General features: G+C 34.9%; 25 protein-coding genes and 1 pseudogene. 20 read left to right on the top strand and 6 right to left on the bottom strand.

The window, feature by feature from the left end:
• The first annotated feature begins 116 nt into the window (after nt 1-116).
• From ZPR_RS20405 to ZPR_RS20390, 4 genes are read left to right on the top strand one after another with little or no spacing between them, the layout of a single operon-like run.
• The gene (locus ZPR_RS20405; RefSeq protein ID WP_013073676.1) at nt 117-1,757 is read left to right on the top strand and encodes a beta-N-acetylhexosaminidase; all 1,641 of its coding nucleotides are present in this window, start codon (nt 117-119) and stop codon (nt 1,755-1,757) included.
• A 14-nt stretch (nt 1,758-1,771) separates the two neighbouring features.
• Complete coding sequence (locus tag ZPR_RS20400; protein ID WP_013073675.1) at nt 1,772-2,533, top strand: creatininase family protein; 762 nt, start codon at nt 1,772-1,774, stop codon at nt 2,531-2,533.
• On the top strand, nt 2,533-2,868 hold the full coding sequence (locus ZPR_RS20395; protein WP_013073674.1) for a CidA/LrgA family protein: 336 nt from the start codon (nt 2,533-2,535) through the stop codon (nt 2,866-2,868). Before ZPR_RS20400 ends, ZPR_RS20395 begins: the two co-directional genes overlap by 1 nt.
• A complete protein-coding gene (locus tag ZPR_RS20390; RefSeq protein ID WP_041579256.1) occupies nt 2,865-3,569 on the top strand; it encodes an LrgB family protein in 705 nt (234 codons plus the stop codon). The genes ZPR_RS20395 and ZPR_RS20390 overlap by 4 nt, the downstream gene beginning before the upstream one ends.
• Nucleotides 3,570-3,620: 51 nt before the next feature.
• Here ZPR_RS20390 and ZPR_RS20385 read toward each other — a convergent pair whose 3' ends face one another.
• Nucleotides 3,621-4,289, bottom strand: coding sequence for a hypothetical protein (locus tag ZPR_RS20385; RefSeq protein ID WP_013073672.1), 669 nt, complete (start codon nt 4,287-4,289; stop codon nt 3,621-3,623).
• A 254-nt stretch (nt 4,290-4,543) separates the two neighbouring features.
• On the opposite strand from ZPR_RS20385, the gene ZPR_RS20380 reads away from it, so the two are divergent.
• Nucleotides 4,544-5,734 carry a GAF domain-containing sensor histidine kinase gene (locus ZPR_RS20380; protein ID WP_013073671.1) on the top strand — a complete coding sequence of 397 codons (1,191 nt, stop codon included), beginning with the start codon at nt 4,544-4,546 and terminating at the stop codon, nt 5,732-5,734.
• A gap of 3 nt (nt 5,735-5,737) precedes the next feature.
• On the opposite strand, the gene ZPR_RS20375 is transcribed toward ZPR_RS20380, so the two are convergent.
• Nucleotides 5,738-6,241, bottom strand: a complete 504-nt coding sequence (locus ZPR_RS20375; RefSeq protein ID WP_013073670.1) for a DUF456 domain-containing protein — start codon at nt 6,239-6,241, stop codon at nt 5,738-5,740.
• A 69-nt stretch (nt 6,242-6,310) separates the two neighbouring features.
• On the bottom strand, nt 6,311-7,099 hold the full coding sequence (gene otsB, locus ZPR_RS20370; protein ID WP_013073669.1) for a trehalose-phosphatase: 789 nt from the start codon (nt 7,097-7,099) through the stop codon (nt 6,311-6,313).
• Between the two features lie 329 nt (nt 7,100-7,428).
• On the opposite strand from otsB, the gene ZPR_RS20365 reads away from it, so the two are divergent.
• The 6 genes from ZPR_RS20365 to ZPR_RS20340 all read left to right on the top strand — a co-directional run bounded on the left by ZPR_RS20365 (nt 7,429) and on the right by ZPR_RS20340 (nt 13,284).
• Nucleotides 7,429-7,791 (top strand): BlaI/MecI/CopY family transcriptional regulator, encoded by a 363-nt coding sequence (locus ZPR_RS20365; RefSeq protein ID WP_013073668.1) that lies wholly within the window; start codon nt 7,429-7,431, stop codon nt 7,789-7,791.
• A gap of 2 nt (nt 7,792-7,793) precedes the next feature.
• Nucleotides 7,794-9,314, top strand: coding sequence for a M56 family metallopeptidase (locus ZPR_RS20360; RefSeq protein WP_013073667.1), 1,521 nt, complete (start codon nt 7,794-7,796; stop codon nt 9,312-9,314).
• Between the two features lie 59 nt (nt 9,315-9,373).
• Entirely contained in the window at nt 9,374-10,732 is a 1,359-nt protein-coding gene (locus tag ZPR_RS20355) for a M56 family metallopeptidase (protein WP_013073666.1), read from the top strand.
• Complete coding sequence (locus ZPR_RS20350; protein ID WP_041579254.1) at nt 10,732-11,499, top strand: hypothetical protein; 768 nt, start codon at nt 10,732-10,734, stop codon at nt 11,497-11,499. The genes ZPR_RS20355 and ZPR_RS20350 overlap by 1 nt, the downstream gene beginning before the upstream one ends.
• Nucleotides 11,500-11,502: 3 nt before the next feature.
• Complete coding sequence (locus ZPR_RS20345; RefSeq protein WP_013073664.1) at nt 11,503-12,738, top strand: tetratricopeptide repeat protein; 1,236 nt, start codon at nt 11,503-11,505, stop codon at nt 12,736-12,738.
• Between the two features lie 69 nt (nt 12,739-12,807).
• Nucleotides 12,808-13,284 carry a hypothetical protein gene (locus ZPR_RS20340; RefSeq protein ID WP_041579252.1) on the top strand — a complete coding sequence of 159 codons (477 nt, stop codon included), beginning with the start codon at nt 12,808-12,810 and terminating at the stop codon, nt 13,282-13,284.
• Nucleotides 13,285-13,477: 193 nt separating this feature from the next.
• Here ZPR_RS20340 and ZPR_RS20335 read toward each other — a convergent pair whose 3' ends face one another.
• Nucleotides 13,478-13,759, bottom strand: coding sequence for a YciI-like protein (locus tag ZPR_RS20335; RefSeq protein WP_041579251.1), 282 nt, complete (start codon nt 13,757-13,759; stop codon nt 13,478-13,480).
• A 179-nt stretch (nt 13,760-13,938) separates the two neighbouring features.
• Nucleotides 13,939-15,180 (bottom strand): glycosyltransferase, encoded by a 1,242-nt coding sequence (locus ZPR_RS20330; RefSeq protein ID WP_013073661.1) that lies wholly within the window; start codon nt 15,178-15,180, stop codon nt 13,939-13,941.
• Between the two features lie 12 nt (nt 15,181-15,192).
• Between ZPR_RS20330 and ruvC the strand changes: the two genes are divergently transcribed.
• Together ruvC and hemW are read left to right on the top strand one after the other, a co-directional pair.
• Entirely contained in the window at nt 15,193-15,741 is a 549-nt protein-coding gene (gene ruvC / locus ZPR_RS20325; RefSeq protein WP_013073660.1) for a crossover junction endodeoxyribonuclease RuvC, read from the top strand.
• A 67-nt stretch (nt 15,742-15,808) separates the two neighbouring features.
• On the top strand, nt 15,809-16,936 hold the full coding sequence (gene hemW / locus ZPR_RS20320) for a radical SAM family heme chaperone HemW (RefSeq protein WP_013073659.1): 1,128 nt from the start codon (nt 15,809-15,811) through the stop codon (nt 16,934-16,936).
• A 93-nt stretch (nt 16,937-17,029) separates the two neighbouring features.
• Here the strand turns inward: hemW and ZPR_RS20315 are convergent, their stop codons facing one another.
• On the bottom strand, nt 17,030-17,422 hold the full coding sequence (locus ZPR_RS20315) for a hypothetical protein (RefSeq protein WP_013073658.1): 393 nt from the start codon (nt 17,420-17,422) through the stop codon (nt 17,030-17,032).
• Between the two features lie 345 nt (nt 17,423-17,767).
• On the opposite strand from ZPR_RS20315, the gene ZPR_RS20310 reads away from it, so the two are divergent.
• From ZPR_RS20310 to ZPR_RS20285, 7 genes and pseudogenes are all read left to right on the top strand, one after another.
• Nucleotides 17,768-18,514 carry a cyclase family protein gene (locus tag ZPR_RS20310; protein ID WP_013073657.1) on the top strand — a complete coding sequence of 249 codons (747 nt, stop codon included), beginning with the start codon at nt 17,768-17,770 and terminating at the stop codon, nt 18,512-18,514.
• Between the two features lie 41 nt (nt 18,515-18,555).
• Nucleotides 18,556-18,867 (top strand): annotated as a pseudogene (locus tag ZPR_RS23160) (DUF4260 domain-containing protein).
• A 3-nt stretch (nt 18,868-18,870) separates the two neighbouring features.
• Nucleotides 18,871-19,488 carry a DUF4230 domain-containing protein gene (locus ZPR_RS20305; protein WP_013073655.1) on the top strand — a complete coding sequence of 206 codons (618 nt, stop codon included), beginning with the start codon at nt 18,871-18,873 and terminating at the stop codon, nt 19,486-19,488.
• 17 nt (nt 19,489-19,505) lie between these two features.
• The gene (locus ZPR_RS20300; RefSeq protein WP_013073654.1) at nt 19,506-19,865 is read left to right on the top strand and encodes an MmcQ/YjbR family DNA-binding protein; all 360 of its coding nucleotides are present in this window, start codon (nt 19,506-19,508) and stop codon (nt 19,863-19,865) included.
• Nucleotides 19,865-21,643: a MutS-related protein gene (locus tag ZPR_RS20295; RefSeq protein WP_013073653.1), complete on the top strand. Its 1,779-nt coding sequence runs from the start codon at nt 19,865-19,867 to the stop codon at nt 21,641-21,643. The genes ZPR_RS20300 and ZPR_RS20295 overlap by 1 nt, the downstream gene beginning before the upstream one ends.
• 9 nt (nt 21,644-21,652) lie before the next feature.
• Nucleotides 21,653-22,360, top strand: coding sequence for a ZIP family metal transporter (locus ZPR_RS20290; RefSeq protein WP_013073652.1), 708 nt, complete (start codon nt 21,653-21,655; stop codon nt 22,358-22,360).
• Nucleotides 22,360-23,364, top strand: coding sequence for a metal-dependent hydrolase (locus tag ZPR_RS20285; RefSeq protein ID WP_041579249.1), 1,005 nt, complete (start codon nt 22,360-22,362; stop codon nt 23,362-23,364). The genes ZPR_RS20290 and ZPR_RS20285 overlap by 1 nt, the downstream gene beginning before the upstream one ends.
• Nucleotides 23,365-23,633 lie beyond the last annotated feature (269 nt).

Here is a 23,633-nt window from a genome sequence, read left to right as displayed (position 1 = left end):
TACTGAAGAATTGTCAAATTTTAAAATATCCTTGTGAGTTTTACAATATCAAAGTTGTAATTTTCCGAAACCTAATCTTTCTACCTCAAACCCCTATGAAAAATTACTTTTTCATAATGTTACTTTTTGTTTTGGCCTCATGTGCGAATAAAGAAGAACCAAATGAAGGCATGAAGCGTGTATTGGCTGACTTGTCCAATTCTGATAAAAATTTTGCAGTAATTCCACTTCCGGATTCTATCGTTAAGATGGAAAAAGGGAAGTTTCAAATGAATTCGAAAACAAAAATTTATACTGCTGTAGAAACAATTTCAGAGGCCTATTATCTGCTATCTTTTCTTAAAGGGCAACCAAATAATATACGATATCGTTTAGATGAAGATATGGATCATTTAAATAAGTATGGAATTTATTTAATGATAGATAGAAAAATGAAAGAGGAGGAAGGTTATAGTTTAAAGATTACTAAGGATTATATAAAAATCGTAGCCAAAAATGAAAAAGGCGTTTTTTATGGAATTCAGACGCTAAGGCAATTAATGCCAGATATTGCTGAAGAAGAAAATGCAGGTTCAGAGAATAAACTGATAATCTATGTAAAAAGAGGGATAATAGGAAACAACATGACTGTGCCGACCTGTGAGATCTATGATTCTCCCAAATTTTTATTTCGCGGTATGAAATTAGATGTTTCCAGACATTTTTTTTCTATTGATTTTATTAAGAAGTATATCGATGTGCTGGCCATGCATAAAATGAACTATTTTATTTGGCATTTATCAGATGATCAGGGGTGGCGTATAGAAATAAAAAGCTATCCTGAACTTACTGCTATTGGAGCTAGAAGAGCAGAAACAATCGAAGGTAAAAATTTTAATCCTTTTAAAGGTGATGGTAAAGAATACTTTCATTTTTATACGCAGGAGGATATTCGTGAAATAGTGGATTATGCAAAGGACAGGCATATAGAAATTATTCCTGAAATTAGTTTTCCTGGTCATGCTTCGGCAATCCTTGCAGCTTATCCCGGACTGGGCGGCCAAAAGGAATATAATGTGAAAACAGAGTGGGGAGAGTTTGATAATTATATTTATCCTACTTCTGAATCTTTACTGTTTTTTAAATCTGTTTTTAATGAGCTAAAAGGTTTGTTTCCTTCTAAATATATACAAGTTTCGGGTTTAGGGGCGCGTTCTAAATACATAGAGGATAAGGAATTAAAAAATCTAGGCTTTCAAAAGACCAGTGATTTGGATGATTTTTTTATTAATAATTTAAAAAACTGGAGTGAAACCTCGGGTAAAAAGATGATTATCGGTGACATAGCATCGGTATCAGTTACATCAAGATCACAAGTGGTTTTAATGGCGGATATTCAGAAGGAATCAGGTAAACACAAGAATGTTATTATTTTAGATAATCAAAACTTTTTGGATTTTTCAAAATATCCTACAAAGAAAAAAGATAAGGATCAAATATCCTTTGGAGGATATTTAAACACAAAGGATGTTTATCTTTATCATAGGACATTTCAAAAACATTCTACTATTTTAGGAGCAGAGGCAACTTTAAGGTCAGACTATATTTTTTCAGAAGAATTGGCTTTTAAACATTTGTTACCAAGACTGCCTGCCTTATCAGAAGTTTTATGGTCTAATCAGGATTCTTTAAACTGGTATAGTTTTAAATCCGGTTTCAATAGCAATCTTAAGGGGAAGTTGGATAAAAGAAACTATGATTATTCCCCATTCTTTTAAAATAAAAGAAATCTATGAAACCCTATATCCTTGCTGAAACCAATTGGAAAAATGTAAAAGACGAACACTACGAAATAGCTATTTTACCCTGGGGAGCGACAGAGGCTCATAATTACCATTTACCCTATGCTACCGATAATATTGAAGCTCATGGCGTGGCCAAAGAAACCTGCCGTAAAGCCTGGGAGCAAGGGGCTAAAGTATTGTTGCTTCCCACTATTCCTTTTGGTGTTAATACAGGGCAAATGGACATTCCTTTTTGTATGAACTTAAATCCCTCTACGCAATATGCGATTTTAAAAGATGTAGCCCAGGTATTGCATCGAAGTGGAATCAATAAGCTGGTTATTTTTAATTCCCACGGCGGGAATCATTTTAAACAAATGATACGCGAACTAAGTATAGAATTTCCCACTATTTTTACCTGTACATTAAATTGGTTTCAGGCTTTAGATGCTAAAGCCTATTTTGATGATCCTGGTGATCATGCAGGGGAACTAGAAACATCGGTAGTGATGCATCTGGCACCAGATCTTGTTTTGCCGTTAGAAGAAGCTGGTGATGGCAGTGCTAAAAATTATAAAATAAAGGGATTAAGAGAAGGATGGGTAAGTAGCCAGCGACAATGGAGAGCAGTTACTAAAGATACCGGAGTAGGCAACCCTAAAAATGCAACAGCTAAAAAAGGTCAAAAATTTATAGAAGCGGTAACTAAAAAAATAGCAGATTTTCTTGTAGAATTGCATCATGCAGATGTCAACAATTTGTACGAATAATGCTTAAATCTTTAATCTATATTTTTTGCTTTTTATTTTTAGGGGAATTGATCCATTATTTTTTAGACGTTCCTGTTGCAGGAAATATTATTGGGATGCTTCTTATTTTTCTTGCCTTATTTTTTAAGCTTATAAAGCTTAAAGATGTAAAACCAGCCTCCGATTTTTTAGTGAAATATCTGGTTGTGTTCTTTATACCTTACGGAGTGGGCTTAATGGTTTACGCCAATCTAATTGCAGAGTACTGGATGCCGGTGACAATTGCAGTGCTATTAAGTACACTGTTATCATTATATGTGACAGGTGCGGTTTATCAAAAACTCGATAAAAAATGACAGTTTTTTTTTGCCTTCCTATATTCGGAGTTACGCTAACTCTTTTAGCTTATTTTATTTCAGGGAAACTGCAGGAGAGAATAGGTCGAATCTTTTTCAACAGGGTTTTCGTTTCGGTGGTACTGATCATTGTGGTATTACTGATGTTTAATATCGATTTTGAAACCTATAATAATGGCGCAAAATACATTAGCTTTTTTTTAGGACCTTCAGTGGTGGCTTTAGGTGTATTTCTATATGAGAAACTAGAAGAAGTGAAAAATGATCTAAAAGTTTTTCTTATTGCGGTTTTTGTTGGTGGTTTAATTGGTATGATTTCAGTAATCCTAATTTTAATTCTTTGTGGTACTCCAGACATTATTAGTCGCTCGTTAGTGGCTAAATCAGTCACTACACCTATTGCAATAGAAATCACTAAAATTCTTGAAGGTATTCCCGAGATTACCGCGGGAATCGTAATTATTACCGGAATCCTGGGGAATGCTTTTGGATCTATAGTGCTTAAAAAACTTGGAGTGAAAAATAAAAAAGCTATTGGTGCCGCTTTAGGCACAGCAGCTCACGGTATTGGTACGGCGAAAGCTTTTGAAATTAGTATTTCTGCAGGAACCTATAGCGGTTTGGCGATGTGTTTTAATGGTTTAATTACGGCCTTATTAGCACCGTATATTTTAAATTGGTTATTTACTTTTATCCACTAAAAAAGGTCGCCTAAAGACGACCCTTACAACTTTAAATTTATTTGATGTTAATTATTGCTTCTTCATTTTGATGGTATCCCCTTTGGTGCTGTATTGAGTGGAATCACTACCCACGTAACTGGCAGAGACTGTCCCATCTGGAGTGTTTGTATTCATTTCCTCTAAAAGATCTGCCGCTTTATTAAAAAAAGAATTTACGGCCATTTCGCCATAATTTGTTTTTTTTACTTTTTCTAATTTGTTCCAACTTTCTTTTAATTCGTTAATATCATCAGATAATTCTGGGAAGTTTTCTTTTTGTAGATTTTCCAGTACGTTTACAACTACATGTCCTTTAGAATAAAAACTATCTGTCGTAATTGTAGTATCTGTTTCGATATTGTCATCCACATTAGGCACTATAGCTGTTAGGCTATCATTTGGAGTCGCTTTAAGGTTCTGTGATTTTTCTTCAACGGCTGCTGCTAACTTATTTATAGCTTCTTTGGTATGAAGGTCTTCTCCAGGTTCAAGCGTAGATTGATCTACATAAGCTAGATATTCTGCGGTTGGATTCGCTGGATAAGAGTTATCTGTATTTTCATTTTGCTCTATTTCCATATCACTTTTATCAGCTAACGGAGCCTCTTTATCAGATTCTGTATGCTTACAAGAAGACAAACTTACAACACCTGTAAGACCAATAGCCAGTGCGGATAATTTAATCACATTCTTTTTCATAATAATAGTCTTTTTGGTTTAAAGTAAAAGTATGGAACACAATCTATGATCTTAAATATTGGCGTATAAACCTTTGTTAATTATAGTCTTAGCTAATTTTAGTCGAATTAACATATACTTTTATATCGTCTAGTGTTAGGATTGCATATGCTATTTTTGATTTTAGCAAAAGCGAGCCTCTTCACTGCTGAAAAAGATTTATATTGTCTATGTGATTGAAAATACGTAATTTACTTTGACTTTCAACCACATGTATGATAGAACCCAACGATTCTTCTGAAGCCGAGTTTAAAAGAATTCTCGAAGTTTCTCAACTAGATCTGGATTACCAGAACCTACAGGAAATGTTTAAAAATTTAACGGAACTAGCTTCTGGTATCACAGGAGCAGAACTTTCTTTAGTGAATATTTTAGATTCTTACTGGCAGTGGTCCATTGCTGCGAACGGAATGGATCCCACAGTTATGCGTAGAGAATTATCGGTTTGTCAATTTACCATCGGAGAGAAAGAGTCTTTGGAAGTCAAAAATTTTAGAGATAATGATAAGTTTAATGTACCACTGGATGACAAGTATGGATATTATTTTGGAGTACCGTTAAGAACTTCTGAAGGGAATGCGATTGGAGCGCTTTGTATTATTGATGAGGTTGGGCATACATTAAATAAAGATCAGCAACAGTCTTTAAAACTCATAGGCGCTGAAATTGTTGAAAAACTGGAAGGAATTAAAAAAATGGCCGAAGTAAATCGCCGTTTTCATGACATGCATGCCGCACAGCGAGAGTTAGGATATGATCTTAGAGGACCGGTAAGTGGAGTTTTAGGGTTAAGTAAACTTGCCGAAGATGAGGATGAAGTTGCCGTCTTAAAGCAGTATCTTCATCTCTCTGGGCAAAGTAGTACAGAACTTCTGGATATTATTAGTGGCATTTTAGAGAAAAACAATAGTGACTTTCTGGAATTTGCAAAAGCAAGTATTACGATAACCGAACTAAAGAATAAGTTACTGGCCTTGTATAGTAGTTTGGCAATATCTAAAAATGTATCACTAAGCATAGATTTATTGCCTGGAAATCATAAACAAAAATTTTCACGGCAAAAAATTACCCAAATTTCCGGTAATCTTATCTCTAATGCGATTATCTATGCAAGTAAAGTTTCAGAAATTAAAGTAGTGATTGGATTAAAAAATAGCGGAACCTCAGATATGGCAAAGCTTAGTGTAGAGATTGAGGATGGATCGACTTTTCTGCAGCCAGAAGCTATTGCCGATATAATGGATTCATCAATGCAGGCTAAAGAAGGTTTGGTTGGTGAAGATCATTATGGACTGGGGTTAAAACTGGTTAGACATTTGGTACTGGAAATGGGCGGGCAAATGGAAATAACTTCAGAAGAAAGTAAAGGAACGACATTTAGGGTAGCTATCCCCAGATATATTTAAGGATTAATAACTAAAAATGAAATCTCTATAGCTCCATCCTTTGTAAATAAAAAGAATAAAGAAAATTAGTGCTACCATAAATTCCATAAAGGTAGAAGCCAAAAACCCTATAAAACTACCATAAGCTGCCCGTAGAGCAGTTTTAGAATCAGATTTATTTACAATTTCACCAATGAATGCACCCACAAAAGGACCAATTAAAATCGCGAAAGGAATTGGGGTGAAAATACCAACAATTAAACCTATGGTGGTGCCAATCATTCCTGCTTTACTACCGCCGTATTTTTTGGTTCCCATGGCAGGAATCATAATTTGCAGTACGTAGATTGCGATAGCAACAATCAGTGTAATTCCTAAAAACCAGTAATCAATGCTGATGCCTGGGATAATGTAAAAAAATAACAATCCCAGCCAACTAATGGGTACGCCTGGCAAAACCGGTAATACGCTGCCAATAATACCAACGACTAAACAAATAACTGACAGACTAATAAGAAGGATCGTCATGATTAAAAATTATGAATAAAATTGTTCAATTTTAGTGTAGTTCAAATGTTTTTAGAATATTACCTATTCTTATAATAGCGCACTTAAACATTGTTTTACTTCTTCGATGTTTTCAATACGATAATCGGCGTACGAATCATTGCCATGTTCCCCCACAAGGATTCCAATGCCATTTTCCATTTCCCTAAAAGCATCCTCATCTGTCGTATCATCTCCCAGATAAATGGAAAATGGATTTTTATGTGTACTTAATTCTTTGCGAAGAAAATTAACTGCTTTGCCTTTATGCCAATCGATATTCGGTTTTATTTCGACCACTTTTTTACCATCGCCTTTATGCAAGTCTGGATAATTTTCAACCACATTTTCTATGATATTGTGAAATTCTGAAATCTTTTCTTCCGCTACTTGTCGATAATGGATCGCCAGTGTGAACTTTTTCCGCTCAAAGCGAACACCGTCTATCTTGTTTAATTCCTGCCGGAGTGTTTGCTCGATTTGGGTAAAAACCGGGAGCATTTTTTTAGCCTCTTCATTATCTTTCTCAAAATTATTAGGCCCGGCAATTTCAAATCCGTGGCTACCGGCATAGTAAATATCAGAGAGTCCAACTTTATTACGCACATCGCTTAAACCACGACCACTAACCACGGCAATAGCGTATTTGTTAGAAAGTTGCTTCACAATTTCTCTGGTTTCATCATCCATCCCTGCATCTTCATGATTCTCTACAATTGGCGCCAGGGTGCCATCAAAGTCTAGAAAAATAAGCGGTTTATTTTTGTTGAATTTTAATTGGATTTCTTCCAAATTTTTTATCGCCGAATCTAATTGCTTCGGGTCTTGCAAAGTTTTCATATCAGGTATTTGTAGATCTAATAATTTGTAATTTCAAGATAGTGCTTTTACAAGCTATTTATGTTAGTTTTCTATTAAAGTTGAATGAAAATAAAATTTACAGAAGGCTTTGTTTGGTTTTAAGGAGAAGGATAAAATGTTAAAGTTTGAATTTTTCAACTAATAGGTTAGTTTAAACTAAATGATTAGTTTATATTAGCAGTATCAATCAATAATATAGTTTCAATCAAAACAGGTGCAGTGTGGTCTTTTTACAACAATTTTATTTCTTAAAAGGCATAGTATTTAAGGATCGATAATTGAGTGAGATTCTATTAATAACATAAAGAATGAAGCAGTTAACAAAAGCAGAAGAAGAAATTATGCAAATTCTCTGGCAATTAAAAGAAGCCAATGTTGCCACAATAATCGAGGAGATGCCAGAGCCGAAACCGGCTTACAATACCGTTTCAACCATTGTAAGAATTTTGGAAAACAAAGAATTTGTAGATCATCGTAAAAAGGGGAAAGGATACATCTATTTTCCTGTTGTAGCGAAAGATACCTATAGCGACCAGAGTATGACCAAGCTTATCAATAACTATTTTAATGGATCTTTTAAAAGCATGGTTTCCTTTTTTATGAAAAAGAACGAAATGGATACTAAGGATCTAGAAGCCATTTTAAAAGAGATCAATAAAGACGATAAATAATCATGTGGCGGTATATTATTCAGATTATAGTTTTTCAACTGGTATTTTTACTGGTGTACGAATCTTTTCTAAAAAAAGAAACTTTTTTTACGGCGAACCGTTGGTATCTCTTGCTAACACCTGTACTATCCTTAATATTGCCATTTGCAAGTTTTACTGCATTATCTGAAGTTGTACCTGCATCTGCCGTCACGGCAATTAATAATACCATAAAATTACCCGAAGTTTTTATAGGGACTCAACAGCCAACAGTAGAGCAATTGCCTACAGTACATATTAAAGCTGAAAAGACAGCGGCAGTAAATTGGTGGTTGGTAGTTTATGCTCTGGGTAGCTTTACTAGCTTTGTTTTATTCTTAAAAAGATGGCGAGTTATAGGGAAGTTATTTCAGTTTAAAGCTGAAGATAAAAAAGACTTTAAAATTGTTGAAATTCCCAATTCCAGAATGGCATTTACATTTTTAAAAACTGTATTTCTAGGTAGCGACATTTCAGCAAAAGAACGCGAACATATCTTGGAGCATGAGCTTATTCATGTATCGCAAAAACATAGCCTGGATCTATTGTTTTTCGAGATCTTAAAAGTGCTGGTTTGTTTTAATCCTTTAGTTTATCTTTTTCAGAATAGAATAGCCGCACTTCACGAATTTATAGCCGATGAAGCAGTCGTAAAAAAAACCTCTAAAAAGCATTATTTTAATCAGTTGCTTAACAGTGCTTTTGAAACTCAAAATCTCTCATTCACCAATCAATTTTTTAATCAATCATTAATCAAAAAACGAATAGTTATGTTACAAAAAAATAAATCTACAACAATCGCAAAATTCAAGTTTTTACTGGTAGTACCGGTACTGGCTATGATGTTGATTTACGTATCCTGTTCAGATGAACGTGATGTATCCTCAGATGATCCAACAGGAGATATCGATAATCTTATTTCAAAAATTCAAAATAAGGATAATCTTTCTGAAGATGAAAAGATCGAACTAGTAAAGGTGTTACAAGCAGTCGAAGAAAAAATGGAAGGGACTAGTTTCAAAGAGAAAAATAAAGTATATGAAGTTAGAGGGTGGGCAGATACCAATGATGTTCCATTCGCGGTTATCGAAGAAGTTCCTGTATTTCCCGGCTGTGCAGATTTAAAAACTAACAACGAGCGTAAGTCTTGTATGAGTGAAAAAATAACACAATACGTGGTCAATAATTTTGATACTGGCATAGGTAAAGATATTTTAGATGAAGGAGAAATCACTCGTGTGATCGTACAGTTTAAAATCAATGCATCAGGAGATGTTACTGAAATTAAAGCTCGAGCACCACATCCAGACCTAGAGATGGAAGCAAAACGTGTTATAAATAGCCTTCCTAGAATGCAGCCAGGTAAACAAAGAGGAAAAGCTGTTGGGGTTGTTTATTCCTTGCCTATAGTGTTTCAAAATGGGGGAGATACTCCAGGAGCAGTTGGTGAAACAGTAAGTGATTTGCCACCGCCACCGCCACCAGAAGCGCAGGCTTCAAAATAATATGAAAAAGAATGAGAAAATTGCCCATTTTCAGGCAGTTTTCATTTAAAAATTAAGGGATGTTGCAGTATTGTGTTCAGGTGATCGTGTTCCAGTTTTTATTCTGGCTGGTGTACGAGATTATTTTAAAACGAACTACTTTTTTTGCTTATAATCGCTGGTATTTGCTGCTTTCTTTTAGTTTGTCGCTAATTTTACCTTTACTGAAATTCGATCTTTTTTATGATGTGGTTTCTCCAGAAAGGCTAAGCGCTTTTAGGGCGCAAAAGATTTTAGATATTACCGCACCTGAAATAAAATCAGAAGCCAGCCGAAATTCGATAATTTCGAAGCAAAATTTTATAGACTGGTGGGAGGTAACTTATGTGATTGGAGTTGTGATAAGCGCAATCTTTTTAAGCCTGAAATTGTTTAAATTGAAGTCACTTTTTACACAAAATCTTAAAAGTACTGAAGGTCAATTTAGAATTATAGAGTTACCGCAAACAAAAACTGCTTTTACCTTTTTTAAGACCATTTTTCTGGGAAATGAGCTTTCAGCATCAGAGCGAGATCAGATCCTGGAGCACGAAAAAGTGCATGCCAAACAATTACATAGCCTGGATTTGCTGTTCTTTGAGGTTTTTAAGGTTATTTTTTGGTTTAATCCGTTGGTGTACGTTTACCAGTCTAAAATTGCGATGATCCACGAGTATCTCGCAGATAACGAGTCGGTAAAAAAGACTTCGAAATCTAACTATTTTCAGCATTTATTAAATGCAAATTTTGGTAGTGAAGATCTTATCTTTTCCAGCCATTTTCTTAATAATTCATCATTAAAAAAACGCATCAAAATGATACAAAAAAAACAAAGCCGTTCTTTGGCTAAACTTCAATATTTAATAGCTATTCCGTTAACTTTTGCCATGTTGGTTTTTGTGGCCAATGTTTCAGCAAATACGATTCGGAATAAAGTTTCTGAAGCGATATCAACTTCTAAAGCAAACAAAAATAGTACAGCAGTTACCACTGAAAGAATTACTGAAAATAGCGAAAATCAGCCGATAGATATTCCTTTTGCAGTGGTAGATCAAATTCCCCTTTTTAAGGGTTGTGAAGATGTTTCTGAAGCAGGCCAAAAAAATTGTACCGTGCAAAAGATCAGCGATTTTGTTGATGACGAAATCAATAAAAATCTAAGTGAGGAGCTGAAAAATAAAGAGCTGCAACGAATTGTTGTTCAGTTTAAAATTTCTGTTTCAGGAAATGTCGAAGCGGCAAGGGCAAGGGCGATTAATGCCGGCAATGATCGTGAAGCTTTAGAAATGGCCGCGGTTAAGGCTGTAGAAGCGCTTCCGCAGTTTATCCCGGGAGAACATAAGTCTGAAAAGGTAAATGTGATTTATTCGCTACCAATTATTTTAAATGGAGAAATGTAATGAGAGGCTTACTTCTTGTCGTACTGATTCTTTGTTTAAAAACCATGTCGGCGCAAAGTAAACAGGTTGATATTAGAGATAATTACCAGAAGATCTTTGGTGTTGAAATGCTGGAATTTGGAAACCAGAAATTTCCTAAGCCTACCGTCAAAAAACTAAAGAAATCAGATCCTTTATACATGCTTACCGAGAAAAACAAAGTGATTTTATTAAACCTTTTTACAGATTATTCAGGTTTTCGTGAGTTTTCACAAGTAAAGGGAATAGAAGATAGTATTTCACTCCAGAAGGAATTTTACAGTTTTTTAAATGCTGATGCCCAGTTTGGGGATTTAATGGATAAAATTTCTGAGAAAATAAATAATGGAAAATTTATAGATACAGTTACTATAGATCAATTAACGGATGTGGCTTCAAAGTATTTTTATATCAAGGGAATAGACGAACAAGGCCGATATGAAGGAAAAGTTTGTGGTGGTTTAAATGGTAATTCAGCGAACCCATCAATTAAACATCCTTTTATCGAAGCTTTTTCGGTAGCTGCTATATTAGAGAATTTTCAGAAGGGAAATAATCTTTATGACCAATTTGTAAGAGGGATGAAAAACTTAAATAAAATTCAGTTTTCAGAAAACCAGGAACAGCGTCTTTTGGAAGCGCGGGGAGCGATGTATTTATTCATGTTTAATAATCAGGAATTTCGAGATACTCTTATTTCAGAATATGAAAAGCGAAAGCAGGTGCTTCCGTTTTATCTAAAAGTATAATTTATGCGTTTAAATATTACTGTTTTTTTTGTTTTTGTAAGTCTTTCGATTTACGCACAGTCCAATACAAAAATTGCCGATAGTTTATATGCCGTAGGCAAGTATGAGGAAGCGGTTTTGTTAATGGAAAAAGAAGATACTTCTTCAGTAAAAATTTTAAAAGATCTGGCTAAATATTACAAAGCCAATAGTGAAGAGAAAAAAGCGTTAAAAACCTATAGGAAAATCCTTGATTTGGATTCGAACCGAGTAATTACGGCTTTAAATTATGGGGAAACACTTTTAAGTCTAAATCAATTAAAGGAGGCTGATAGTTTATATAAAAAAATAAGCCTTCGTTTTCCTGAGAATGCGCAATTCTATTATTCAAGAGGTTTGGCAAACGAGCGATTGGGGAATGATAGCATTGCTTTAGACTTATATAAAAAAACTCATAAATATGACCAGTTTCACCAAAATGCCTTATATAAACTATCCAAAAAAAGTCTTAGGAATAAGGAGTATCAGCAGGCATTAGCTTATACAGCAATGGGGCTGGCAAAAAACGAAAATAATGTATCATTACTTTCAATAACGGCGCAAACCTATTCGGCAATGGCCGTCTTTTACGAGGCTATTCCGCATTACGAGAAGATCATTAAATTAGGGCAGGGTAGCGAGTTTATTCATACTAAATTGGCATACGCCTATTATAAAGATGGTAATTTTGATCAGGCCATTGAAAATTATAAAGAAGCCTTATTATATGAGCCGGGAAACTCTTCTACGCACTTTTTACTAGGAAAAATGTATGCATTAACGAAAGATTATCAGAATTCCGAACAACATTTATTAATGGCTATCAAAATCAAAGATCAGCCTATGGATGCCGAGTATTTTTCCCTGGCCCTAACTTATAAGTACCTGGAAGCGTATAAAAAAGCATTCGATTGGTTTCAAAAAACCTTAAAAGAAAATCCAGATCATACCCGAGCGCTTTATGAGCGTGCGGTCGCGGCCGATAATTATTTTAAAGATGTGGATACCCGAATAAATTATTATCAGACCTTTTGGGATAAATATTACGGAGAAGATTCCAACTATTTAGCTAAAGATATGCTATATCTTACTAAAAACAGAATCAGCGATTTAAAAGAAAAAAAGCATATGGCAAAAGATAAACTGGATAAAGCGAATTCAAAAGATTCTTTAGCAGAAGTTGAAAATGATTCTACAAACCTGGCAAACCAGAAAAAATAGTATAAAATTCATCTAATCTTGGGGTTAAGCGCAATTTGATTATTTTTGAAGTTACAAGCCGAAGATTTGATGAAAAGAAGAGTACTTCCAGTTTTAGCATTATTAATTATTTCCTGCAATTTTGAGACGAAAAAAATCTCTTCAGAAGAAGTTTTAGAGCAGGAATCAAAGTCTCTAAATTGGAAAGAAGTCGATGAATATCCGGCTTTTGAAGAATGCCAGCAGGAAACTGAACTGACTGCCGCCAGAAATTGTTTTGAAACAGCCGTGGCCAACAATATTTATGCTTATTTAGAAAAGCAACAGCCGGTAGTTAGTAAAAGTATTGACGATACGATTTATATTTACCTTGAAATCACCAAAAAAGGAAAACCAGAAATCGATTCTATTTCAGCCATAGATAGCACAGTGACCAATCAATTACCAAAAATAGAAAACTGGCTAAGGGAAAGTATCGATTCGTTACCTAAAATTTATCCAGCCAGTAAAAGAGGAATTCCGGTTTCTACAGCTTTTAAAATGCCGATAGTAATTAAAGCGGAGTAATTTTAGTTCGCAATTACAGTAGAAAGTTGGCAGTGTTGAAGGTTAAATTTTAAAGTTGAAATCTGTAAATTTTTTTTAAATAAAGCATACGATTCACATTTGGTTTTTTAATTTCACTACTCACTACTCACTACTCACTACTCACTACTCACTACTCACTACTCACTACTCACTACTCACTACTCACTACTCACTACTCACTACCAATAACCACATTCCATTTTCTTACCGAATATTGCTTGATGAGACCGTTTTTATAATATGGGTCATTTTCAGCAAAATGCTTGGCGGTTTCTTCAGATTCAGATTTAAAGATAAAAACAGCTTTATCAGCAGGATTATCTAACGCACCTGCCATTATAATTTCTCCGGCTTCCTGGGCTTTTTTTGCCATTCCTAAATGTTCTTCGCGATATTTTCCTCGTTCTTCTAAATAAGAATCCACCAGATGATAGGTTAAGATGTAATAATTCATATTGTTGATTTTCGTTAAATATAGGGAATAAGTATTAGAAGTTAGATCGCTTCGTTTTTAGATTTTAAGTAATCTGACAATGTAATTTTTATCCTGAATATTGAAATTTAAAAAGGAGTAATTTCGACTGAAGCGCAGCGGAAGATAGAAATATGCAAACTGTGACTGCTAAGTGAAACTCACCTCTTAAACGTTCTTCCTTTCCATTGATAACCACCGAAAAGCGAAAGAAATGCTACATAAACTGAAAAAAAAGGATGCAATACACTGCTTATCATATAATGTCGCATTAACGACTCCTGTTTAAAGAACTGGCTTGCATTATATAGCAAAACAAAGTCTACATTGAATTTTACTAAAAAAAGGATCATAAAATATGGAAAAGGAAACAGTTTAAAAATACCCAAAAGTAAACTTAAACTAAAAGCCAGATTCATGATAAATACAATTATGCCGATAAGTTTAGCAAAATTACTGGTGTAAGCCGAGGTTTTTGAAGCCCAGCGAATCCTTTGCTGCACCATTTTTTTAAAATTATTCAGCGGTTTTGTGGTCACCACCACAAATTTATCTTTAAGAAAAGTAACTTTTAATTGTTGCTTTATAAATTTTTGGAGTAAAAATACATCGTCACCACTGGCAATATCTGAATTTCCATCGAATCCATTTTGGTTAAAAAAGACTTCTTTTTTATAACAAAGATTAGCGCCATTGGCCATAAATGCCCTATTAAGTCCGAATGCCCCGGCCCCGGAAATTTGCAGACTTAAAAAGTCGAGAGCTTCGAAAGCAGTACCAAATTTGGGGGTGTTGACTTCAATAGTAACCGGCGCAGCAATCATGGCTGGATTACTTTTTATAATTTCAGTATTAAAACTTTGTAACCAGTTTTGGGGTATTTTACAATCAGCATCGGTGGTAAGAATATAGTCAAATTTAGAAATTTCGATAGCGGTTTTTATCGCATCCTTTTTTGGGGAATTAGAACTACGACTGTTTTGTATAACTTTTAGATCAAATTGCGGTTGCTTTTCGATAAATTCAGAAATAATTTTTTCGGAATCATCTGCAGAATCGTCATTCACCAAAAAAATTTCAAAAAGCTCTAAAGGATAATTCAGCAATAATAAACTTTCAAGTAATTCGGGTAGATTTTCGGCTTCATTTCGAAATGGGATGACGATAGAAAATCTGTTTTCTGGAGTTTCGTAGTCATAAAGTGGTGTTTCTAATCTACTCCAGCCTTTTTTTAAGGCAATCATTAAAGAAGCGTAAGAAAGTGCAATCAAAACAACAAATATCAACATAAGCATTTTTTCTTTTTCCCGAACCGGTGAGGTTTCGGTAACGGAGTGGTAATTTATCGCAAAGATAGATTTCCGTAGCTTTGCAAAAGAGGAATAGTTTAATTTCCTTGTCAAAAACTTACGAATTTGAGCGAAAAGATCATTTTAGGAATCGACCCTGGAACCACCATTATGGGGTTTGGATTGATAAAGGTGAAGAATAAGAATATGGAGTTTTTGCAGCTGAATGAGCTTCAGCTAAAAAAGTATGATGATCACTACGTAAAACTTAAATTGATCTTTGAAAGAACCATACAGCTTATTGATACGTTTCATCCCGATGAAATCGCTATTGAAGCGCCGTTCTTTGGGAAAAATGTACAATCCATGCTAAAGTTGGGTAGAGCACAGGGAGTTGCGATGGCAGCAGGACTTTCACGTGAAATCCCGATTACCGAATATTTGCCAAAAAAAATAAAAATGGCCATAACCGGAAACGGAAATGCCAGTAAAGAACAGGTCGCTAAAATGCTGCAAAGCATGCTGAAGTTAAAATCCCTGCCTAAAAACCTGGATTCTACCGATGGTCTTGCCGCTGCAGTTTGCCATTTTTATAATTCTGGACAACCAAATATTGGTAAAAGTTACACTGGCTGGGACGCGTTTGTCAAGCAAAATCCAGACAAAATTCGGTAATTTGATAATGTAACAATTTGAAAATTAATTATCCCATTAGCACATTTCCAAATCTTCAAATTAAAAAATGAGCGGAATCTACATTCACATCCCATTTTGTAAGCAGGCTTGTCATTACTGCGATTTTCATTTTTCAACTTCTTTAAAGAAGAAAAGTGAACTGGTAAGCGCTTTGCAAAATGAATTAGTGCTTCGTAAAAACGAGCTGCCAAATGAACCGATCAAAACCATTTATTTTGGTGGTGGTACGCCTAGCTTGCTGAATTTAGAGGAATTAACCGCCATTTTTAAAACGATCTATACTGAATTTACCATTGCTGAAAATCCGGAAATTACGCTGGAAGCCAATCCAGATGATCTTTCTGAAGAGAAAATAAATGAGTTGGCCAATTCAAAAATCAACCGACTAAGTATTGGGGTGCAATCATTTTTTGAAGAAGATCTCAAACTAATGAATCGTGCCCATAATGCTGAAGAAGCACTAAATTCTATAAAATTAGCCAGATCAAAATTCGATAATATTTCGGTCGATTTAATTTATGGGATCCCCGGAATGAGTAACGAGCGTTGGCAAAAGAATATTCAGATATTACTGGATTTGGATATTCCTCATATTTCCAGCTATTCGTTAACAGTCGAGCCTAATACCGCTTTGCAGAAATTCATTGAAAAAGGAAAAATAAAGCCGGTAGACGATGCTGCTGCGGCACAACATTTTGAAACTCTAAGAACAGTATTAAAAAATGCAGGCTTTGAGCATTATGAGTTTTCAAATTATGGAAAACCCGGTTATTTTTCACAAAACAATACCGCCTATTGGTTAGGAAAACCATATTTGGGCATTGGTCCTTCTGCACATTCTTACGACGGGAATAGCCGAAAATGGAACATTGCAAATAACACGCTTTACATAAAAGCTATCGAAAGGTCTGAACTGCCTTTGGAGGTTGAAGAATTAAGTATTACCGATCGTTACAACGAATATATTATGACCCGCTTACGAACGTATTTTGGTGTAGATCTGGTTGAAGTTGAGTCAAAATTCGGTAAAGAATATCTGGAATATTTAAAGGAACAGTCGGTTGTATTATTTGAAAAAGAGTTTTTAAGAATTGAAAATAACGTGATGCATATTACTGAAAAAGGAACCTTTTTAAGTGACGGCATTGCTGCCGATTTATTTTATATCGATTAAGATTTAGATCGCTTCGCTGTTAGAAATTAGATCTGAGAATATTGGTTTTAGAGGTGCATTTTTATTCAAAATATCTGAATCATTTGAAGTCACTTATTCTTTACTTGCAGCCGGATTCGTTCTAAAAATATAGATAAAAGCAGCCGCAAAAAGTATATAGATAACTGTAAGTGAAATAAAGATCTCTGGATGTTGTTCGATATCAAACGCTATTTTAAAGAAAGTAACTGCACCAACACCAAAATGCATTAAATTTCCAAAAGAAATCGGTTTGTTGTAAATCCCACCAATAAGTGTTCCTTTAGCCATCCAATTTAAGATTGCAAATCCCAGGTACAATGCACTAAGTATTTTCAAAAACAGTACTGTGATAAGGTTGGGTTCAATATTTAAAAATTCAATTATTTTAGTTGGTAGAAAAGAGATAAAAAGTCCTAAAACTGCTAAGAAAACGGCACTTGCAGTCATGATGATACTGGTTTTCATTTTTGGTTTAGTTTGAATTTCGTAAGAAGTAAGTAGAATATTATTACAGTTTGTTACACCATTTATTCGCGCAGTAAACTAGGGGTAAAGTGCAATAGGGTGAAATAATTGAAGAATTCCTGTAGCCTATTATATTTGAAACACCCGTATTTAAATAATTAGCCAAATTTATTGTTAGCTGCAAACTGCAGCTGCCAACTTCAAAAAATATCGCTAATTTTACTCGATAATCGAGATTAAATGCTCCGAGGCTTGCCTCGAAATAAATATGATTTTCACACAAATGCCTCACGGGCTTGTCCTGAGGTAGTTTACTTAAACATTAGGAAGTTTAGACTACAAATTATGCTTGCACAAATTCAGTATGAAGGAGAAAGTTTTGCGATCGATTTTTCAAAACCTATCGATATATCGCTGAGTTTGCGTGGGGACGATAAAAACCCGATTGCATGGTATTTGGATTCACCTAAAATTACGCCTTTTAGAGATGGTGATTTTATAGGGAAAGTTTCAGAAGGGGCTTCGGTGAATTTTAATAATATTCAGTTTAATCCACATGCACATGGTACGCATACCGAATGTGTTGGACATATCAGTAAAGAGTTTTTCAGTATAAACCAAAGCCTAAAAAACTTCTTTTTTAAAGTAAAATTGATCTCTGTAAGTCCAGAACTTCAAAGTGAGGATCAGGTGATTTCCGTAGCAAAACTAAAAGAGCAAATTAAAGATTCCTGTCCAGAGGCCTTAGTGATAAGAACACTGCCAAATTATATCGAAAAACGAAGCAAGAAATATTCGCATACCAACTGGCCATATTTATCTGAAGAAGCCATGCTTTTTATACGGCAATTAAATATAAAGCATCTATTGATCGATCTGCCATCGGTAGATAAAGAAAAAGATGAAGGAAAATTACTAGCACATAAAGCCTTTTGGAACTATCCTAAAAATACCCGTTTTGAGGCTACGATTACAGAGCTGATTTATGTTCCTAATCATGTGTCTGACGGGGATTATTTTCTGAATTTGCAAATTGCTTCGTTCGAAAATGATGCCGCGCCTTCTAAGCCTGTGTTGTATAAAATTCAGTAATAAATGAAAACCACACTTAAGCTTGAAGAACTGGCTAAACTGTGTTTGGGCATTTTGCGTTCTATTTTTTAGACTTTTCCTGGTGGTGGTTTATCGGTTTGTTTTTCGCACCGGATACCGGTGCGATTGGTTATGTCTTCAATGTTAAAATTGGTTCGTTTTTATACAATTTATGTCATCATCAAGGCTTAGCGATTTTGTTTTGGTAGATAGGCTTTTATCTTCATCTTCAGGTTTTACAATTAATAGGTGTAATTTTGTTTTCTCATTCGGCTTTTGATTGTATTTTAGGATACGGACTCAAATACGAAAAAGGTTTTAAATTCACCCATTTGGGAGAAATCGGAAAGTAGGATATGGAATTACTTTTTATTGGGCTGGCAGCAGGTGCCATTGCAGCGTACTTTATTTTTACGGCGTTTAACAGAGATCGTTCTAAGGTAAAAACCAAAGAACAATCTGTGGTATTAATGGAAAAAATTAGGAGTGTTTGTAAGTTTATAACGGTGGAAGGCGATTTTTCTGAAATCTATCATTATGAAAATCTAAAGGAAAAATATATAAGTCTTATTTTCGGAAAAAAGAAAGCAATTATTTTGATTAACGCGAAGGCACATGTTGGCTTCGATCTTAGTAAAATTAAGATGGAAAGTGACAACGAGAAAAAGCAGATTATCCTTACCAATTTTCCAGAACCTGAATTGCTTACTGTAGAAACCGATTTTAAATATTATGATAAGCGCGAAGGCTGGGCCAATCCTTTTACAACTTCAGATTTAACGGATATAAATCGTGATGCAAAAAAACATATAGTAGATAAAATTCCAGAATCTCCATTATTTGAACAGGCAAGAAAAGATGCTTTAAATACGGTGTTGTTAATGGAAAATATTGTACAAACCATAGGTTGGAAACTGGATTATTCGGCCTTGATTTTAGAGGAAGACGAGCAAAAAAAGATCGAAAAGAAATAATTCCGAATATCACCAGCATGGATATAGATACCTTTAGAGATTATTGCCTGGCTAAAAAAGCGGTTACCGAGCATTTACCTTTTGATCCTGAAACCCTTGTCTTTAAAGTGATGGGGAAAATGTTTGCTTTGGTGTCATTAGACGCTGTTCCATTACGAGTGAATTTGAAATGTGATCCTGAAAGAGCTTTGGAACTTCGTGAAGAATACGATGGTAAAATCATAGCCGGATATCACATGAATAAACAACATTGGAACACCATGATTTTGGATGGTGAAATTCCATCCCAATTAATTTTTGAACTTACAGACCATTCGTATCATCTTATCGTTAATAGCCTAACGAAAAAACAAAAAAAAGAATTCGACCAATTATAATGGCACAACACATCAACTTTTATAAAAAACAGATTGAAATTCATCAACATGCAGCTGATAAACTCGCTAAAAAATTGCTAGCCTCCAGTTTACTGCGTTTGGCAGTATTTTTAGTGATTTGTTTATTGGTGTATGTTTTTTGGGGCAATACCCAGGTTATCATCTCTTCGATTATTGGCGGGATCGCGCTTTTTGTTTTTCTGGTGTCCAGGCACAGCGATCTTAAGTACAAAAGCGATAAGCAAAAAGCGATAATTAAGTTGAATCAAACCGAAATTGATGTGATGCAATCGCGGCAATTTCAAGATTTGCCTGATGGCAGTGAGTTTGAAGTTCCCAATCATGATTATGCACAGGATATAGATCTATTTGGGAGAGGTTCCTTTTTCCAGTATTTAAACAGAACGGCACTTTACGAAGGCACCAAAAAGCTGGTGGGCATTTTATTGGCAAATGATATTGAAAGTATCCAGCAAAAACAGGAAGCAGTACAAGAACTGGCTGAAAAAGTTAAATGGCGACAAGAATTTAGTGCCACGGCAAGTTTGGTGAAAACAACCGAATCTTCTACTACCATTGTAAACTGGTTTAAAGAATATAAACGTTTTGTTCCCAGATTTATAAAGTGGCTTTCTCCGGTGTTTTCTATTTTATCCATTGCCATGATTATTGGCTATGTACTTGGTTTTGTAAGTGAATTTCAGTTATTATTATGGTTAATTGTTGGAATTTTAATTACAGGAATTTACCTGAAAAAGATTAATCTACTTTCGGGTAGTGTTTCTAAAATTCAGGATACATTTCACCAATATCATCAGTTGCTGGGAATGCTGGAAAATGAGGAATTTTCTTCAGAAATAATGGCAGCCAAAAAACAGGCAATTAGAACGGAGAGTAAAAAAGCATCACAAATTTTTAGGGAATTTTCAAAGGCTATCGATGCTTTGGATCAGCGTAATAATATGTTGTTCGGGATTTTCGGGAATGGATTTTTACTTTGGGATCTGCGGCAGTCCTTAAAACTGGAAAATTGGATTGCAACTTATGGACTTCAGGTTGAAAACTGGTTTGGAGTAATCGAAATTACCGATGCTTATAATTCTTTGGGGAATTTTAGGTTTAATCATCCAGAGTACAGCTTTCCGAAGATAAATCCTGTAGAAAAAGGAATTTCAGCAACGCAATTAGCACATCCATTACTTCATCCACAAAAACGTGTGGCTAATGATTTTCATATCGATGACAAAGAATTTTTTATTGTTACGGGAGCAAACATGGCCGGGAAGAGTACGTTTTTAAGAACGGTTTCTCTGCAAATTGTAATGAGTAATATTGGTTTGCCTGTATGTGCTGAAAATTGCCAGTATACTCCTATAAAATTAATTACCAGTATGAGAACCAGCGATTCGCTAAACGATGACGAATCGTATTTCTTTTCTGAATTAAAACGACTTAAATATATCGTAAATCGTATACAACAAGACCGATATTTTATAATTTTAGACGAAATTCTAAAAGGAACAAACAGTACCGATAAAGCTAATGGTTCTAAAAAGTTTGTTCGTAAGCTGGTACGTTCGCATTCTACAGGTATTATCGCTACCCACGATTTGAGCCTTTGCGAAATTACCGCAGAATTACCTCAGGTAAAAAACCACTATTTTGACGCAGAAATTATAAATGACGAACTTCATTTTGATTATCGCTTTAAGAACGGAATTTGCCAAAATATGAATGCTTCGTTTTTATTGCGAAAAATGGAGATTGTAGACGAATAGATTTATAGTATGTTAACTAGCTTAATTCTTTACTCAGGCTTTTCAGGAATTACCGTTTTTTTAGGCGGTCTCTTGGCTAATTTTTTTAATCATCACATTAAGGAGTCTCCGGTAAAATACGAGATTACTCATTTTTTTATGTCTTTTGGTTCAGGAATTATTTTATCTGCTATTGCATTGGTTTTAATTCCAACGGGGATGGAACGATTGAGCCTGTCCGGTATGACTTTTTCTTTTGTACTTGGTACAATACTTTTTTTATTTATAGATAGATATTTGGCGAAAAAAGGAGGTCAAACTGCTACACTTTTAGCGATGATGATGGATTTTGTTCCCGAGGCCATTGCTCTGGGTGCTGTTTTTGCTATTGATCCTAGTATGGCCACATTACTTGCGGTTTTTATAGGTCTGCAAAATTTACCTGAAGCTTTTAACTCTTTTCGTGATATGGTGCAAAGCGGTTATTCTGTAACAAAGAGCTTGGTGATCTTTTTCTTTTTAAGTTTTTGCGGGATTTTTGGTGCGCTTTTGGGGCATTTTGTATTAAGTGATTTTCCTAATCTCACTGCGCACTTAATGACCTTTGCCAGTGGTGGAATTCTTTATTTATTAATTCAGGAAATTATACCAGAAAGTAAACTAGATAAGAATTATATCGCTTCTTTAGGAGCAAGTTTGGGTTTTTTAATAGGAATTATTGGTGAAAAATTAATTTAATGGATTCATTAACCCAGATTGTGTTAGGAGCTTCGGTAGGCGAAGTGGTTTTAGGTAGAAAAGTAGGAAACAAAGCAATGCTCTATGGGGCGATTGCAGGGACTATTCCAGATTTGGATGTGATTGCCAGTAATTTTACAGACACCATTACGGCAAACGAAATCCACCGGGGATTTACGCATTCTATCTTTTTTGCGCTGATTTTTGCACCCATTTTCGGATGGATCATTTCTAAAATTGAAAGAAAAGCTGATGTCGATTGGAAAGAATGGTCTAAACTAATGTTTTGGGGGCTCTTTACGCACCCCCTTCTTGATATGTTTACCACCTGGGGAACGCAGCTTTTTTGGCCGGCGGATATTCGTTTGGCTTTTAAAACGATTTTTGTGATCGACCCTTTTTATACACTTCCGTTTTTATTTTTCACGGTATTGGCGGCTTTTCGGTCTAAAGATTCCATCAGCCGAAGAAAACTGAACTATATGGGGTTACAGCTAAGTTGTTTTTACCTTCTTTGTATTACGATTCCTTTAAAGCTTTATACTTTTTATGAATTTAAAGATGCTTTAAAAGAACAAAACCTTTCGTATTACGAAATAGAAACGAAACCTACGCCGTTTAATACGATTCTCTGGACAGCGAATGTCGCTACCGAGAAATCTTATTTGGTAGGAACTTATTCGATATTAGATGACCAACCCATAGAGTTTCGTCGCTATCCTAAGAATTATCACTTATTAGGCGATATTGAAAAATACCCAAATTTCGCCCGACTCGTAAAAATATCGAAAGGTTGGTATACTATTACTGAAAGGGATGGCGATCTATACTTTAATGATTTGCGCTTTGGAACGATAGATCCCACCGGAAATGATTCCCGGTTTGTGTTTAGCTATAAACTTGAAGTGAAAAATGGCGAACTTACCGCTACCGAAGTTAAAAAAGATTACGGGGATGCTTCTAGAATGATGAAAGGATTGTTTGAAAGAATTAGAGGGAACTAGGTTTCAGTGGGCAGTTTTCAAAAGCAGTGTGCAGTCGCAGTATGTAGTCTCAGTAGGCAGTGGTAAAGTTCAATAAACAGAGATCAATTAGCAGGCAGCCTTTAGCTTTCAGCAATCAGCAATAACCAATTTTTAATTAGAAATCTAATTCAAAATTTTGTCCTGATTCCTGGATATTTGAGCTTAGAAAATAGACCTTTTTGGAATATTTTTAACCTTAAGTACTTAAAATATTGAGCAAACCTCACAGGTTTTCGAAACCTGTGAGG

The organism is Zunongwangia profunda SM-A87 (genome assembly GCF_000023465.1).
In the GTDB taxonomy this organism is placed as follows: domain Bacteria; phylum Bacteroidota; class Bacteroidia; order Flavobacteriales; family Flavobacteriaceae; genus Zunongwangia; species Zunongwangia profunda.
This window is presented reverse-complemented; position numbering and strand designations above follow the sequence as displayed.

Bases quoted from the DNA above. Each gene is read 5' to 3' on its own strand.
- ZPR_RS20405 (WP_013073676.1), top strand. From the start codon at position 117: ATGTTACTTTTTGTTTTGGCCTCATGTGCGAATAAAGAAGAACCAAAT.
- ZPR_RS20400 (WP_013073675.1), top strand. From the start codon at position 1,772: ATGAAACCCTATATCCTTGCTGAAACCAATTGGAAAAATGTAAAAGAC.
- ZPR_RS20395 (WP_013073674.1), top strand. From the start codon at position 2,533: ATGCTTAAATCTTTAATCTATATTTTTTGCTTTTTATTTTTAGGGGAA.
- ZPR_RS20390 (WP_041579256.1), top strand. From the start codon at position 2,865: ATGACAGTTTTTTTTTGCCTTCCTATATTCGGAGTTACGCTAACTCTT.
- ZPR_RS20385 (WP_013073672.1), bottom strand. From the start codon at position 4,289: ATGAAAAAGAATGTGATTAAATTATCCGCACTGGCTATTGGTCTTACA.
- ZPR_RS20380 (WP_013073671.1), top strand. From the start codon at position 4,544: ATGATAGAACCCAACGATTCTTCTGAAGCCGAGTTTAAAAGAATTCTC.
- ZPR_RS20375 (WP_013073670.1), bottom strand. From the start codon at position 6,241: ATGACGATCCTTCTTATTAGTCTGTCAGTTATTTGTTTAGTCGTTGGT.
- otsB (WP_013073669.1), bottom strand. From the start codon at position 7,099: ATGAAAACTTTGCAAGACCCGAAGCAATTAGATTCGGCGATAAAAAAT.
- ZPR_RS20365 (WP_013073668.1), top strand. From the start codon at position 7,429: ATGAAGCAGTTAACAAAAGCAGAAGAAGAAATTATGCAAATTCTCTGG.
- ZPR_RS20360 (WP_013073667.1), top strand. From the start codon at position 7,794: ATGTGGCGGTATATTATTCAGATTATAGTTTTTCAACTGGTATTTTTA.
- ZPR_RS20355 (WP_013073666.1), top strand. From the start codon at position 9,374: ATGTTGCAGTATTGTGTTCAGGTGATCGTGTTCCAGTTTTTATTCTGG.
- ZPR_RS20350 (WP_041579254.1), top strand. From the start codon at position 10,732: ATGAGAGGCTTACTTCTTGTCGTACTGATTCTTTGTTTAAAAACCATG.
- ZPR_RS20345 (WP_013073664.1), top strand. From the start codon at position 11,503: ATGCGTTTAAATATTACTGTTTTTTTTGTTTTTGTAAGTCTTTCGATT.
- ZPR_RS20340 (WP_041579252.1), top strand. From the start codon at position 12,808: ATGAAAAGAAGAGTACTTCCAGTTTTAGCATTATTAATTATTTCCTGC.
- ZPR_RS20335 (WP_041579251.1), bottom strand. From the start codon at position 13,759: ATGAATTATTACATCTTAACCTATCATCTGGTGGATTCTTATTTAGAA.
- hemW (WP_013073659.1), top strand. From the start codon at position 15,809: ATGAGCGGAATCTACATTCACATCCCATTTTGTAAGCAGGCTTGTCAT.
- ZPR_RS20315 (WP_013073658.1), bottom strand. From the start codon at position 17,422: ATGAAAACCAGTATCATCATGACTGCAAGTGCCGTTTTCTTAGCAGTT.
- ZPR_RS20310 (WP_013073657.1), top strand. From the start codon at position 17,768: ATGCTTGCACAAATTCAGTATGAAGGAGAAAGTTTTGCGATCGATTTT.
- ZPR_RS20305 (WP_013073655.1), top strand. From the start codon at position 18,871: ATGGAATTACTTTTTATTGGGCTGGCAGCAGGTGCCATTGCAGCGTAC.
- ZPR_RS20300 (WP_013073654.1), top strand. From the start codon at position 19,506: ATGGATATAGATACCTTTAGAGATTATTGCCTGGCTAAAAAAGCGGTT.
- ZPR_RS20295 (WP_013073653.1), top strand. From the start codon at position 19,865: ATGGCACAACACATCAACTTTTATAAAAAACAGATTGAAATTCATCAA.
- ZPR_RS20290 (WP_013073652.1), top strand. From the start codon at position 21,653: ATGTTAACTAGCTTAATTCTTTACTCAGGCTTTTCAGGAATTACCGTT.
- ZPR_RS20285 (WP_041579249.1), top strand. From the start codon at position 22,360: ATGGATTCATTAACCCAGATTGTGTTAGGAGCTTCGGTAGGCGAAGTG.